14 protein-coding genes are annotated in these 13,188 nt (G+C 65.7%); 10 read left to right on the forward strand and 4 right to left on the reverse strand.

Going from position 1 to position 13,188, the window contains the following annotated elements:
* Positions 1 to 284 precede the first annotated feature (284 nt).
* The 4 genes from B5D38_RS07545 to B5D38_RS07560 all read left to right on the forward strand — a co-directional run bounded on the left by B5D38_RS07545 (position 285) and on the right by B5D38_RS07560 (position 3,431).
* The gene (locus B5D38_RS07545) at positions 285 to 1,076 is read left to right on the forward strand and encodes a sulfite exporter TauE/SafE family protein (RefSeq protein ID WP_078707781.1); all 792 of its coding nucleotides are present in this window, start codon (positions 285 to 287) and stop codon (positions 1,074 to 1,076) included.
* A gap of 59 nt (positions 1,077 to 1,135) precedes the next feature.
* Complete coding sequence (locus B5D38_RS07550) at positions 1,136 to 1,315, forward strand: CsbD family protein (RefSeq protein ID WP_078707782.1); 180 nt, start codon at positions 1,136 to 1,138, stop codon at positions 1,313 to 1,315.
* A gap of 194 nt (positions 1,316 to 1,509) precedes the next feature.
* The gene (fumC, locus tag B5D38_RS07555) at positions 1,510 to 2,901 is read left to right on the forward strand and encodes a class II fumarate hydratase (RefSeq protein WP_078707783.1); all 1,392 of its coding nucleotides are present in this window, start codon (positions 1,510 to 1,512) and stop codon (positions 2,899 to 2,901) included.
* Positions 2,902 to 3,044: 143 nt separating this feature from the next.
* A complete protein-coding gene (locus tag B5D38_RS07560; protein ID WP_078707784.1) occupies positions 3,045 to 3,431 on the forward strand; it encodes a DoxX family protein in 387 nt (128 codons plus the stop codon).
* A 15-nt stretch (positions 3,432 to 3,446) separates the two neighbouring features.
* On the opposite strand, the gene hisG is transcribed toward B5D38_RS07560, so the two are convergent.
* The 4 genes from hisG to B5D38_RS07580 all read right to left on the reverse strand — a co-directional run bounded on the left by hisG (position 3,447) and on the right by B5D38_RS07580 (position 7,855).
* Positions 3,447 to 4,136, reverse strand: a complete 690-nt coding sequence (gene hisG, locus B5D38_RS07565; protein ID WP_078707785.1) for an ATP phosphoribosyltransferase — start codon at positions 4,134 to 4,136, stop codon at positions 3,447 to 3,449.
* Positions 4,133 to 5,260 carry an ATP phosphoribosyltransferase regulatory subunit gene (locus B5D38_RS07570; RefSeq protein WP_078707786.1) on the reverse strand — a complete coding sequence of 376 codons (1,128 nt, stop codon included), beginning with the start codon at positions 5,258 to 5,260 and terminating at the stop codon, positions 4,133 to 4,135. Before B5D38_RS07570 ends, hisG begins: the two co-directional genes overlap by 4 nt.
* A gap of 5 nt (positions 5,261 to 5,265) precedes the next feature.
* Positions 5,266 to 6,900, reverse strand: a complete 1,635-nt coding sequence (gene hisS, locus B5D38_RS07575) for a histidine--tRNA ligase (RefSeq protein WP_078707787.1) — start codon at positions 6,898 to 6,900, stop codon at positions 5,266 to 5,268.
* 286 nt (positions 6,901 to 7,186) lie between these two features.
* Complete coding sequence (locus B5D38_RS07580) at positions 7,187 to 7,855, reverse strand: DNA-3-methyladenine glycosylase I (RefSeq protein ID WP_078707788.1); 669 nt, start codon at positions 7,853 to 7,855, stop codon at positions 7,187 to 7,189.
* Positions 7,856 to 8,066: 211 nt separating this feature from the next.
* Here B5D38_RS07580 and B5D38_RS07585 point away from each other — a divergent pair, with 211 nt between their 5' ends.
* The 6 genes from B5D38_RS07585 (at position 8,067) to B5D38_RS07610 (ending at position 13,155) form a co-directional block, all read left to right on the forward strand.
* Positions 8,067 to 8,936, forward strand: a complete 870-nt coding sequence (locus B5D38_RS07585; protein ID WP_078707789.1) for a L,D-transpeptidase — start codon at positions 8,067 to 8,069, stop codon at positions 8,934 to 8,936.
* Between the two features lie 139 nt (positions 8,937 to 9,075).
* Positions 9,076 to 9,759 (forward strand): L,D-transpeptidase, encoded by a 684-nt coding sequence (locus B5D38_RS07590; RefSeq protein ID WP_078707790.1) that lies wholly within the window; start codon positions 9,076 to 9,078, stop codon positions 9,757 to 9,759.
* 134 nt (positions 9,760 to 9,893) lie between these two features.
* Positions 9,894 to 10,529 (forward strand): LysE family translocator, encoded by a 636-nt coding sequence (locus tag B5D38_RS07595; protein WP_078707791.1) that lies wholly within the window; start codon positions 9,894 to 9,896, stop codon positions 10,527 to 10,529.
* A 62-nt stretch (positions 10,530 to 10,591) separates the two neighbouring features.
* Complete coding sequence (locus tag B5D38_RS07600; protein WP_078707792.1) at positions 10,592 to 10,801, forward strand: hypothetical protein; 210 nt, start codon at positions 10,592 to 10,594, stop codon at positions 10,799 to 10,801.
* A 119-nt stretch (positions 10,802 to 10,920) separates the two neighbouring features.
* Positions 10,921 to 11,691, forward strand: a complete 771-nt coding sequence (locus B5D38_RS07605; RefSeq protein WP_078707793.1) for a 16S rRNA (uracil(1498)-N(3))-methyltransferase — start codon at positions 10,921 to 10,923, stop codon at positions 11,689 to 11,691.
* 90 nt (positions 11,692 to 11,781) lie between these two features.
* On the forward strand, positions 11,782 to 13,155 hold the full coding sequence (locus B5D38_RS07610; RefSeq protein ID WP_078707794.1) for a glutamate--cysteine ligase: 1,374 nt from the start codon (positions 11,782 to 11,784) through the stop codon (positions 13,153 to 13,155).
* The last annotated feature ends 33 nt before the right edge of the window (positions 13,156 to 13,188 follow it).

Here is a 13,188-nt window from a genome sequence, read left to right on the forward strand (position 1 = left end):
CCGGCGGCCGGAGGGGCGGGTGCGACCGGCGCGCATCCCTCCAGATCGGCGAGAATCAGGGGCTCGGCGCTAAGGCGCCGGGCCTCTTTTGTTTGGGGCCGGCGCCTTAGCGCCGCTTCGAATGCAGACAAGTCTCCCGTCCATGCCCGGCAAGTTCGAAACATATCGCCGAGGCTCTCCTCAAGAGAAGGAATTCTCTTCAATCGACCAGTAAAGAGCCGCCAATCTCCCACTACGCCGATGCAAGCAGGAGTATCATCACGGGCATTGTTGGGAGATCCTGCATGGGCGATTTCGTTCTCTTCTTCCTCGTCGGCGGACTGGCGCAGCTGGTCGATGGCGCATTGGGCATGGCTTATGGTGTCGTCTCATCCACCGTCTTGCTCAGCTTCGGCGTGGCACCGGCTCAAGCATCGGCCTCGGTTCACGCCGCCGAACTCTTCACCACCGCCGCCTCGGGCGGATCGCATCTCATTCACCGAAATGTCGATTGGCCTTTGTTCTGGCGCCTGGTTCCGCTCGGTATCGCCGGCGGCGTAACGGGCACCTATGTGCTCACCAGCGTCAATGGCTCTGTGGTGAAGCCATATGTGGCGATTTATCTCACGATCATCGGTATCTACCTCTTGATCCGCTCTTTCCGACGCATCCCGCAGAAGCCCGTTCGCGGCCCACTGGTGCTGCCCCTGGCGGCCATCGGCGGCTTCCTGGATGCCGTTGGTGGAGGCGGTTGGGGCCCGATCGTCACTTCCGGTCTCCTGGGCGCGGGCGGCCAGCCCCGCTATGTGGTCGGCACGGTGAACACCGCGGAGTTTCTCCTGACGGTCGCAGTCTCCGCCGGCTTCCTCCTCGCCCTGGTGACGGGGCATTGGGATCAGGCGGAAGGATTGGCATCCAATGCCGTTCCCGTCCTCGGGCTGATCATCGGCGGCGTCGTCGCAGCGCCGTTCGCAGGCTACGCCGTTCGGATCATTCCAGAACGTCTTTTGCTTCGCGCGGTCGGCGTTCTGATCTGCCTGCTTGCCGCTCTCCAGATCGGCGGCCTTCTCGCACGAGGTGGAACCCTCCGGGCCTGACGCCGTTTGTTGTGCAAGACCAACATTCGTTGGCCTCCGGTCAACAGGAGAACAAGAAAATGGACAAGGACGAAGTCAAGGGCGCCGCCAAGGAAATGGGCGGCAAGGTCAAGAAGGCTGCCGGCGACCTCACCGATAACGATCGGATGAAGGCGGAAGGCGAAATGGACCGGGTCGAGGGCAAGACCCAGAAGAACGTCGGCAAGGTCAAGGACGCCGTCAAGGACGCGCTGGACTAAGCCGCGCCCAATCCAAGATTTTCTGCGGCGGCCGCCCCTTGGGCGGCCGTTTCATTTTGAAAAGCGGCGTTTCGCCCCTTCGCCTCCAAGGCGGCAGCATGCCGCAGAGGCTTTCTCTCCGGCGCCAAGACGACTAGGAAGGATGCATTCCGAGCGGCGCGATGCGTCTTGAAGGAGCAACCAGGGCGAGAGACATGACAGAGACCCGGAAGGAAACGGATACATTCGGCCCCATTGAAGTGGCGGACGACAAGTACTGGGGCGCTCAGGCGCAGCGCTCATTGCAGAATTTCCGCATCGGCTGGGAAAAGCAGCCGCTGCCGATCGTGCGCGCGCTGGGAATCGTCAAGCGCGCCGCCGCCGAGGTCAACATGGATCTTGGCAAGCTCGATACGAAGATCGGCAAGGCCATCGTTGACGCGGCCCAGGAAGTGGTCGAAGGCAAGCTCAACGAGCATTTCCCGCTGGTGGTCTGGCAGACGGGCTCGGGCACCCAGTCCAACATGAATGCCAACGAGGTCATCTCCAACCGGGCGATCGAGATGCTCGGCGGCCAGATGGGATCGAAGTCGCCGGTTCATCCGAACGACCACGTCAACATGAGCCAGTCATCGAACGACACCTATCCGACGGCCATGCATGTCGCCTGCGCGGAGCAGCTCGTTCACGATCTCCTGCCGGCGCTGAAGAAGCTTCATGGCGCGCTGAAGGCGAAGTCGGAGGCCTTCAAGGACATCATCAAGATCGGCCGCACCCACACCCAGGACGCGACGCCCCTGACCCTTGGCCAGGAATTCTCCGGCTATGCCCAGCAGGTCGAGAACGGCATCGCCCGCATCGAGCAGACCCTGCCCGGCCTGATGCAGCTCGCCCAGGGCGGCACCGCCGTCGGCACCGGGCTCAACGCCCCGGTCGGCTTTGCCGAGAAGGTGGCAGCCAAGATCGCCGAGATCACCGGTCTCGACTTCACCTCGGCTCCGAACAAGTTCGAGGCACTCGCCGCCCATGACGCCATGGTCTTCTCCCATGGCGCGGTGAACACGGTGGCGGCCTCGCTCTTCAAGATCGCCAACGACATCCGCTTCCTCGGCTCGGGTCCGCGCTCCGGTCTCGGCGAGCTGGCGCTGCCGGAAAACGAGCCCGGCTCCTCGATCATGCCGGGCAAGGTCAACCCGACCCAGTGCGAGGCAATGACGCAGGTGTGCGTGCAGGTCTTCGGCAACCACGCCGCCCTCACCTTCGCCGGCAGCCAGGGCCATTTCGAGCTCAACGTCTTCAACCCGGTGATGGCGTACAACTTCCTGCAATCGGTTCGCCTGCTGTCGGACGCCGCCCACTCCTTCACCGACAATTGCGTCGTCGGCATCGAGGCGCGGGAAGACAACATCCGCCAGGCGCTCAACCGCTCGCTGATGCTCGTCACCGCGCTGGCGCCCAAGATCGGCTACGATCACGCCGCCAAGATCGCCAAGACGGCCCACAAGAACGGCACGACCCTGCGCGAGGAGGCGATCGCCACCGGTCTCGTCACAGCCGAGGAGTACGATGCGATCGTGGTTCCGGGGAACATGGTTCATCCCGGCTGAGATCGCATCCGATCACATTCGATGAACAATTCGTGCTGGCTGTTCAGTCTGACTGAACAGCCAGTTTTCGTTTCGGCTTCTATCGTTTCACGGCCGAGCGCTTACTTTGCTCCCACCGATCCAATCCGTGGAGCAAAGACATTATGTCCGCCAACATCCTGCCGCTCAGCCGGCTGCTTCTTTCCGTGCTTTTCATAGTCTCGGGCTTCGGCAAGCTGATGGGCGCCGCCGGCTTCTCCGGCTATCTGACCAACCTCGGCTTCCCCGCGCCGCTCGCCATGGCCTACATCGTGGGCGCCTTCGAGTTCTTCGGCGGTCTTGCGATCCTCGTCGGCTTCCAGACCCGCGTCGTCGCCATTCTTCTCGCGCTGTTCTGCGTGGCGACCGGCCTCCTCGCCCATCTCGGCGATTCCACCGCGTTGATGAAGAACATTGGCCTCGCCGGCGGCTTCCTCGCGCTCGCGGCCGCTGGCCCCGGTGCCTTCGCCTTCGACACCCGCTCGCACACGGGCGCGCGCAAGTTCGCCTGAGGGACGACCCGTCGCTCAGTCGAAGCGGGCGGCGATTTCCGCGGCGAGAAGCGCGTCGGCCTCGGCGCGCTCACGCTTGGCCATGACGAGGCAGGCCTCGGACTTCAGGATCACGCCGTCCGACAGCACTTTCAGCCGGTTGGCGACGAGCGTCGAGCCGGTGGAGGTGATGTCGACGATGATGTCGGCCGAGCCCGCCGCCGGCGCGCCTTCCGTCGCTCCCAGGCTCTCGACTATGCGGTAGCTCTGGATGCCATGGCGGCGGGTGAAGAAGGACTGCGTCAGCCGCGCATACTTGGTCGCGATCCGGAGGCGCCTGCGGTGCTTCTGGCGGAAGCCGGCGGCGACGTCGTCGAGGTCTTCCATCGCCTCGACGTCGACCCAGGCTTCCGGCACGGCCACCACGACATCGGCATGGCCGAAGCCGAGGCGCGCGACGATCTCCACCGACCGGTCGGGATCGGGGATGGTCTCGCGCACCAGATCCTCGCCAGTGACGCCGAAGTCGATGCCGCCGTCGCGCAGCTCGCGCGCAATCTCGGAGGCCGAGAGCAGAAGAACTTCCAGTCCCTCGATACCGGCGACGTTCGCGCGGTAGCTGCGCGCGTCCTCGGGCGAGGAAACCATGATGCCGACCTCGGCGAGGCGCTCCACGGTCTGGTCCTTGAGCCGGCCCTTGGAGGGCAGCGCCAGGGTCAGCGTCATCGTCCGTCCTTTCCGGTGAGGGTCGCGACGCGATCGAGCCAGAGCGAGAATCCGACGGCGGGAACAGCCTCGCTGGCGCCGAGATAATCCAGAAGGCGATCGTAGCGCCCGCCACCGACCAGCGGCTCGGCGGAGCCGGGCTCACGCACCTCGAAGACGAGGCCGGTATAGTAATCCAGCGGGCGACCGAAGGCGGCGCGGTAGCGGATCGCCGAAAGATCGACCATCGCGGCATCGAGCGCGTGGTTGCGCGCCTCGAAGAAGGCGAGCGCGGGGCCGAGATCGAGCCCGCGACGGCCGGCGACGGAGGTCAGCCGCTCCCTTGCCTGATCCAGCGAACAATCGATGGACAGGAAGGCGCGAAGCGCTTCGAGCGCGCCCTCGTCGAGCCGTGTCTCGGCCACCGCCACCTTCTCGATCAGACGGGCGGCGATCTCGCCCGGCGAGCGTCCGGTGTGGATCGGAAGCCCCGCTTCGCTCATCCGCACGCGAATCTCGCGGGTCAGCTCACCCGCTTCGCCGGCCTTGGCCAAGTCGCGAAGGGCGGGATCGAGCGTGAAAGGCTTGGCGCCGCGCGCCAGCGCACCCATTGCCTTGCCGAGAAGAGCGTTCTCGCCAAAGGTGCGGATCAGGCGCCGCTGCCAGCCATCGGGCAGGCCGAGCGCGGCAAGGAAGGCTTCGAACAGCCCCTGATCGCCGAGGATCGTCTGCATTCCCGCGCCAACACCGCAGGCTTCCAGCGCCGCCAGGGAATCGGCGACGGCGCGCGCGTCGGCGCTCGCCAGATCGGGTTCGCCGAGATCCTCGACGCCCGCCTGGATGAATTCGGCGGGGCCGCTACGCTGCTGGCGGAAGATCAGCCCGCGATAGGAATAGCGGCGTGGCAGCGCCTGGCGCTCGGCGAGGTGGCTGAGACAGACGGGAATGGTGAAGTCGGGGCGCAGGCAGAGATTTTCCCCGCCCTCGCCCCGCGTCAGGAAGATGCGTCGGCGAAGCGCCTCGCCCGCCGTGTCGAGATAGGGGTCGGCCGGCTGCAGGATGGGCACGGAGACGAGCGGCGCCCCGCGCTTTTCGAACAGCGCGAGCAGCGGCCCGTCGAAGGGGGAAACCTCCAGCCCGTCCATTTTGCTCAATCCTGCTTGAGGCGCTCGGACGCCTGACGGGCGAGGATGCGGCGCACCGCGTCGACCAGCTCCGCCTCGTCCACCACCTCCTGGCCGGCGCGCGCCTCGCGCCATTCGGCATTGTCGGAGATGCCCTCGGACATCTCCTTGCCGAGCACGAGATCCTTGACCTGCACCTTGCCGGCCGCCTTCTCGTCCCCGCCCTGGATGACGACACAGGGCGAGTTCCGCCGGTCGGCATATTGCAGCTGCTTGCCGAACTGCTTCGGGTTGCCCTGGAACATCTCGACCGGGACGACGGGCTGGCCGGGAGCGTTGAGGCCGTTGCGCAGCATGGTCGTCAGGCGCTGGTAGTCGGCGAGCCGGTCACGGTCCATGACGGTGACGACCACCGGGCCTGGGCGCGCCGCCGTGCCGAGGCGGCCGAGATTCTTCAGCGCCGTCTGGAGGCGCGAGACGCCGATCGAAAAGCCGGTGGCCGGGACCGGTTGGCTCATGAAGCGGGCGACGAGCCCGTCATAGCGACCGCCGCCGCCGACCGAGCCGAAGCGCACCACCTCGCCCTTGTCGTTGGTCACGTCGAACAGAAGCTCGGCCTCGAAAACCGGGCCGGTGTAGTACTCCAGGCCGCGCACGACGGAGGTGTCGATGCGGATCCGCTTTGTTCCGTAGCCCGCAGCGCGAACGAAAGCAGAGATATTCTTCAACTCCTCCAAGCCCGCGACGACTGCTGGAGAATCCAGAAATTCCTCTAGGATAATGTCGAGAAACCGGGGATTTGCCCACACATTGGCGCCTGCAACATCTCCCATGGTTTCAGTTGGCTCGCCAAAGACCGAATCATCTTGAAGAAGCTCAGCGGCGTTCATGAAAAGGAAAAAGTCTTTTCGCCCTTCCTCCTGGACCGAGTAGAGCTTTTCGAGTCGCAGGATCTGCCCTTCATCCAGCTCCGCCCCCTTGGTAAAGTCGCCGCTCTCGTCGAGCCGACCCTTGCCGAGGAGTTCGCGCACGCCGGCAACGCCGAACTTGTCCAGCTTGTCGATGGCGCGAAGAACCGTCAGCCGTCGCTCCGCCTGTCCCTCCAGGCCGATGGCGTCGAGCACACCGTCCAGCACCTTGCGGTTGTTGACGCGGATGACGTAGTCGCCGCGCTTGATGCCGAGGGCCTCCATGGTGTCGGCCATCATCATCGCCATCTCGGCGTCGGCCGAGACGTTCGGCGCGCCGACGATATCGGCATCGAACTGCATGAACTGGCGGAAGCGCCCCGGCCCCGGCTTCTCGTTGCGGAAGACGTAGCCGGCGCGGTAGCTGCGATAGGGCTTGGGCAGGTTCTCGAAGTTTTCCGCCACATAGCGGGCGAGCGGCGCCGTCAAATCGTAGCGCAGCGACAGCCACTCCTCGTCGTCGTCCTGGAGCGAGAACACGCCCTCGTTCGGCCGGTCGCTGTCGGGCAGAAACTTGCCGAGCGCGTCGGTGTATTCGAACATCGGCGTTTCCACCGGCTCGAAGCCGTAGCGCTCGTAGACCTCGCGGATCACCGCCAGCATCGCGTCCTGGGCGCGCAGGTCCTCGGGAGTCCGGTCGATGAAGCCGCGCGGCACCCGCGCCTTGACCTTGTTGGGTTTCTTGGGGGCCATGGGAAAAACTGCCCGTCGCTGAGTTCATGACAAGAAGCCGCGTGGGAGCCTCCCGCGCGGCGAAACCGACAGCCGCGTGTTATCCGATCACCTGCCGAGCGACAAGGCGGGATAGAACGGCATGCCGCTCTTATGCTCCTTCGTTTCCGTCATCCTCGCGCGAAGCGCGGGGATCCATGCCGGGACGGCAACAGCCCGTCAGACGACCTGGCGGTTCAACTGTCTCCGGCATGGATCCCCGGCCTTAAGGCCGAGGATGACGCGGTGACTGGATCTAAGTCGGACCTTAGCCTCGCTCGCGCACATCCGCAGTCGCCGCAGGTCGCACGAACCCGGCCCGTTCCGCCTCGCAAGCCTGCCGGCAGCGGCAGCCCTCGAAATGGTCGTTGACGAAGCCCATGGCCTGCATGAAGGCATAGATCGTCGTCGGGCCGACGAAGGTGAAACCGCGCTTCCTCAGGGCCTTGGAGAGGCGGACGGAGGACGGGCTTGTCGTGTTCGCCCGCGCCCATTCGAGGCTCATGCGCTCGGGTCGCTCCTCCGCCGTCGGCTCGAACGACCAGAGGAAGGCGGCGAGCGAACCGAACTCCGCCCTCACCTCCTGGGCCCTTTTGGCGTTGTTGATCGCCGAGGCGATCTTGCCGCGATGGCGCACGATGCGGGCATCCTTGACGATGCGCTCGATATCGTCCTCGCCCATCGTCGCGACCCTGTCGATGGCAAAGCCATGGAACAGCTCGCGAAACGCCTCGCGCTTCCTGAGGATCGTGATCCACGACAACCCCGCCTGAAAGCCCTCCAGGCACAGCTTCTCGAACAGGCGGTCGTCCTCGGCGGAGGGGCGGCCCCACTCCTCGTCGTGATAGCGCAGATATTCCGTGTCATCGCCGGCCCAGAAGCAGCGCGCCTCCCCGTCCGGTCCCGGCCGCAGGCCATCGTCCAAAATCGTGCTCATGGCCGACAGTGATGGCCGAGCGGTGCGTCACAGGCAAGCCTCTCTCTGCCCGCCGGGTGGATACGGAATGCTAACCATAACGAAGTCTTTGCGTGGACGATCGTTCGCGGGGCGGATCGATTCACCTTTCGCTTGCCAATTCTCGCGCAAATTGTCTGCATCGGCGCTCAGCAGCGCCCTGTCGTTCTCCGATCCACGATCAGGTTGCCTCATGATTCCGCGTTCGTATCTCGCCGCCGTCGCCGCGCTTGCGCTTGTCGTGGCGCTCGGCTCCGGGCCGGCTCATGCCGAGAATGGCCAGCGCCCTCCGGTCAAGGTCGATCCGTCCATCGCCAGCGATTGGCTGCTCCAGCTCTCGCCGGGTAGCGGCGCCGTCGCCGACTACCGCAAGCCCCATCAGGCAAGGAACGGCGTCGTCTATTCCTCCGGCGATCCGGGCTTCCCCATCACCATGGACCCGCGCGCCAGCGGCGTCCTCCTTGCCGCGCCGCCTCAGCCGAGACCCGCCCGCGCCGCCGAGCTGCCGCCCCCGCCTGCCCCGAAGGCGAGCCGCGCGCCGGCCCAGGCGCAGGTGCGCGAGGCAGCCCTTGCGCCCACCCAGCCGGCGAAGAAGGGCCGGGGTATCGATCCCGCCTTCCTGCCGCAGACCATCGACTACCAGGGCGGCGAGGCGCCGGGCACGATCATCATCGATACCGAGGCCAAGTATCTCTATCATGTGCTGGAGGACGGCAAGGCGCGCCGCTACGGCGTCGGCGTCGGCAAGCCGGGCTTCGAATGGGCCGGCACGCACAAGGTCAGCGCCAAGCGCGAATGGCCCGATTGGCGCCCGCCGGCACAGATGATCGCGCGCGAGAAGAAGAAGGGCCGCATCCTGCCGGCCATGATGAAGGGCGGCGAGAACAATCCGCTCGGCGCGCGCGCCATGTATCTCGGCTCGACGCTCTACCGGATCCACGGCACCAACCAGCCCTGGACCATCGGCAAGGCCATGTCCTCGGGATGCATCCGCATGCGCAACGAGGACGTCACCGAGCTTTATTCGACCGTCGACGTCGGAACCAAGGTGATCGTGCGATAGGAACGCCATGGTGAGGGCATGGCGCAACAGGCGCCATGTTTCTCTTCATGCAGGAGTCATTTCGATCTTGAGCAATTGTCACCGATCGGGTCTATGAAAAGCTCGGTCGGGACGAAAAACTATTGAGGGGTTTCATTTGATGACGAAGATGCCGTGGGCGCTCGCCGCGCTTCTCACCCTTGGGCTTGCCTTGCCGGCGCCGGCCTTCGCCAGTTCCTCCGACGGGGCGCGCGTCGTGCCCGTCGCCTCGCGCCAGCTGCACACGCGCAAACCCGCCGAGCAGTTCCAGCGCCGGCGGGTCGAGATCAAGACCGGCGAGACGCCCGGAACCATCATCGTCGATACCCAGCGCCATTTTCTCTATTATGTCGAAGGCAAGGGCCTGGCCACGCGCTATGGCGTGGGCGTCGGCCGCGAGGGCTTCGGCTGGTCGGGCAACATGAAGATCGGCCGCAAGGAAGAGTGGCCGGGCTGGACGCCGCCGGCCACCATGGTTCGCCGTGAGCGCGCCAAGGGGCACATCCTGCCGGCCTACATGCCAGGGGGCCAGGACAACCCGCTGGGCGCGCGCGCCATGTATCTCTACCGCAACGGCCACGACTCGATGTTCCGCATTCATGGCACCAACCAGCCGTGGTCCATCGGCCAGAGCATGTCTTCGGGCTGCATCCGCATGATGAACGAGGACGTTAAGCATCTCTATTCACGAGCCGACAAGGGCACCAAGGTCGTGGTGATCGGCCCCGACGGGCGCGGCCGCGACCGTATCTATCAGGAGACGCGCGGCCATGTCGGGCTGCTGAAGCTGATCTTCGGGAGCTGACGCAACCGCTCGCCTGGAAATCGCGATGAAGCCCGCCCCCCGCGCGGGCTTTTTCGTCTCAGGATGAATTTTCGGGTGGACGCTCCCTCGGCGGCGTGGCTTCATTATCGAAGTTCAGCACCCGAGAGATCGCGATGCCGGTCGCTCCCGCAGTCCTTGCCGCCTTCGTTCTCGCCAGCGTCGTGCTTCTGGTGATCCCCGGGCCGACCATCGTCATGGTGGTTTCCCAGGCGCTGGCCCATGGGCGGCGCGTCGCCCTCGCCAGCGTTCTCGGGGTCGGGCTCGGCGATCTTCTCGCCGCCTCGCTGTCCATTGCCGGCGTCGGCACGCTGCTCGCCGCCTCGGCCACCGCCTTCACGATCCTCAAATGGATCGGCGGCGCCTATCTGGTCTTCCTCGGGGTGAAGCTCTGGCGCGCTCCGGTGCCCGATCTCGGCGTTCTGCCCCAGGCCGAGAGCGAGGCGCCGGTGTTCCAGGTCTTCCTCGACGCCTTTGTCGTCACGGCCTTGAACCCCAAGGGCATCATCTTCTTTCTGGCCTTCGTGCCCCAGTTCATCGACCACGGCCACGCCTTCGCACCCCAGGCGGCGCTGCTGGTCGCCGTCTTCGTCGTGCTCGGCATCGTCAACGCCTATCTCTACGCGATGCTCGCCTCCAGCGCCCGCGGTCTTCTGGCCCGCCGCTCCGTCCTCAGGGCCACCACCCGCGCCGGCGCATGCCTCCTCATGGGCGCGGGCGTCGCCGCCGCCCTCGCCCGGCGCACCGCCTGAGCGGAACGGGAAGGCTCCCCCGCCGTTTTGCTGGACGAAGCCCCCGCGCGAAGGAGCAAGACATGAGCCGAACCTTCCAGACCAACACCGATCCCGATGCCACCCGCAAGGACCGGGAGACAGGCACCGAGCAGATCGTCGACGACAAGAAGACGCCGGGCAACCAGGAGCGCCCGATGACCGAGCAGGAAGAGGTCGACGAAGCCTCGGACGAAAGCTTCCCCGCCTCCGATCCCAGCTCGCCGACACGGGTGGACGACCTCACCACCTGAGCGGCGACGGCGGCGGTGTTTGCGGAATCGCACACTGGCGCCAAGCCTTGAGACTGTGGGCTCTTGAAGCCTTGACCTCTCCGCACGATGTGTCTCGGCGAGAGGGAAAGGGGACGGGAATGCCCGACTACGATTTCCGCAGCCCCCGGCTATATGTCGACGGCACGCTCGAGGCCGGCGGCAGGCTGGGGGCAACGGCCGACCAGATCAACTATCTCATCAACGTGATGCGCCTCGGCGATGGCGACACGGTGCTGCTTTTCAACGGCCGGGACGGCGAATGGAGCGCACGGCTGGAGCGCGCCGGCAAGCGCGATCTCGCGCTCGTCGCCGAGCATCGCACGCGGCCGCAGACCATCTCTCCCGATCTCGTCTACCTTTTCGCGCCGCTGAAGCGCGCGCGCCTCGACTACATGGTTCAGAAGGCGGTGGAGATGGGCGCCTCGGTCCTCCAGCCGGTGATGACGCAGCACGTCCAGGCGCCGCATATCAACATCGAGCGCATGAGGGCCAACGCCATCGAGGCGGCCGAGCAGTGCGGCATCCTGACGATTCCCGAATGCCGCCCGATGGTTCGTCTCAGCGACTGCCTCGCCGATTGGCAGGATGGGCGCCGCCTCATCTTCTGCGACGAGAAGGCCGATTCCGCGAGCCCGATCGAGGCGCTTCGCCAAATAAAGCCGGGTCCCCTCGCCGTGTTGATCGGCCCCGAGGGAGGCTTTTCGCAGGCCGAGCGCGAACTGATCGCCGGGCATCCCGACGCTACCCCGATCTCTCTCGGCCCCCGCATCCTGAGAGCCGACACGGCGGCCGTCGCGGCGCTTGCCGTCGTTCAGGCCGCCGTGGGCGATTGGGCACACATGCCGACGCCGCCGCCTCGCCCATCTTGAAATATTGCGCCGCACCCGGCAAGGCGGCAGCAACAAGATGAAGTCCGACCGCTTGGTCGGCGGCTGAAGGCGGTTTGAAGGAAGAATTTCATGGCGCGCGATACGACCGATGCAACGCCGATCACCTCCATGGACGACCTCGTCGGCCATATCCGAAAGGGTGAAAAGCCGGCGGAGCGGTTCCGCATCGGCACCGAGCACGAGAAGTTCGGCTTTTATGCCTGCGACCTATCGCCGGTGCCCTATGGCGGCGATCGCGGCATCCAGAAGATGCTGGAGGGTCTCGGCCGGATTAACGATTGGGAACCCATCCTCGACGAGGGCAGAATCATCGGCCTCGCGGCCCGGGACGGCAAGGGCGCCATCTCCATCGAGCCGGGTGGCCAGTTCGAGCTTTCCGGCGCCCCGCTCGAGACCATCCACCAGACATGCCGCGAATCCAACGAGCACCTTCGCCACGTGCGTCAGGTGGCAAAGGAATACGGCATCGAGTTTCTCGGCATCGGCTCCAGCCCGACCTGGACGCTGGCCGAGACGCCGCGCATGCCGAAGTCGCGCTATGACATCATGAGCGCCTACATGCCGACGGTCGGCACGCGCGGGCTCGACATGATGTACCGCACCGCCACCATCCAGGTGAATCTGGACTTCTCGTCGGAAGCGGACATGCGCCGCAAGATGCAGATCGGCCAGCGCCTCCAGCCGGTCGCCACCGCGCTGTTCGCGCATTCGCCGTTCACCGACGGGCGTCCGAACGGTCTCGTCTCTTGGCGCTCGGAAGTGTGGAAGGACGTCGACAACCGGCGCAGCGGCCTGCTTCCCTTCGCCTTCAAGCCCGATTTCGGCTATCGTGACTATGTCGAATGGGCGTTGGACGTGCCGATGTACTTCGTCATGCGCGCCGGCAAGTACCACACCGCCACCCACGTCACGTTCCGCCAGTTCATCGACGGCGCGCTCAAGGGGACCATCCCCGACGCGGAGCCGACGCTCGGCGACTGGGAGAACCATCTGTCCACCCTCTTCCCCGACGTGCGGCTGAAGCGCTTCCTCGAAATGCGCGGCGCCGATGGCGGCCCGTGGCGGCGCATCTGCGCCCTACCCGCCTTCTGGGTCGGCCTGCTCTACGACGAGGCGATCCTGGCAGAAGCCGAGGCGCTCACCGCCGACTGGAGCTTCGAGGAGGTCAACGCAATGCGGGCGGAAGTGCCCCGCAGCGGCTTCCGCACGCCGTTCCGCGACGGGTCCGTGCTGGAGCTCGCGCGCGCCGCCGTGAAGCTCGCCCGGCGGGGCCTCGTCGCCCGCGACCAGCGCAACGAGGAAGGCCATGACGAAAGCCTCTTCCTTGCGCCCCTGGAGGAAGTTGTCGCCCGCGGAACCACATCGGCGGAGGAACTGGCCCGGCTTTACGAGCAGCAATGGGACCGCTCCATGGAACGCGTGTTTCAGCATCTCGCCTATTGACGGGGCTCTGCGACCAACTATTCTGAGTTGAAT

The sequence above is a fragment of the Consotaella salsifontis genome, from assembly GCF_900167365.1.
In the GTDB taxonomy this organism is placed as follows: domain Bacteria; phylum Pseudomonadota; class Alphaproteobacteria; order Rhizobiales; family Rhizobiaceae; genus Consotaella; species Consotaella salsifontis.